Here is a 408-nt window from a genome sequence, read left to right as displayed (position 1 = left end):
AGCTTCAGATAGGCGGGCCGGGCATGCACGAGCAGCGCGCCGGCTTCCGCCGGGTCCGATGCCTGCACCGCCACGGCAAAACCGTTGCGCCGGTAGTTATCGACCACAAACAGCAGCAGCCCCAGATCGTCATTGGCTGTGGATGGCACCTGGATGACGAATTGCTCCGGGTGCAGCCCCAGCACCGTCACCGCACGGTGGAATGCCTTGCCGTGGTCGGCCGCCACCGCCGCCAGCAACCGGCCATGCACATTGACGACCAGTCGCCTCGCATCGGTGCGCGAGAAATAGTTGAGCGTATGCACCAGCCGGCACAGGCGGTCCAGTTCGACCAGCGTGCTGTCATCCGACGCCAGCGAAAACACCTTCCACGGGTTCAGGCCCAGATCGCCGTCGCGCGTCCAGGTG

At 65.4% G+C, this 408-nt stretch carries 1 protein-coding gene; it reads right to left on the bottom strand.

Annotated features, from left to right (window positions below):
• The coding region (locus I6F21_RS38220) for a hypothetical protein (RefSeq protein WP_225184448.1) at positions 1-408 on the bottom strand (408 nt) is incomplete at both ends.

This window comes from Bradyrhizobium sp. NBAIM03 (assembly GCF_020194055.1).
GTDB classification, from domain to species: Bacteria; Pseudomonadota; Alphaproteobacteria; order Rhizobiales; family Xanthobacteraceae; genus Bradyrhizobium; species Bradyrhizobium yuanmingense.
Note: the sequence above shows the minus strand (reverse complement) of the source record. Positions and strands in the feature narration are given on the sequence as shown.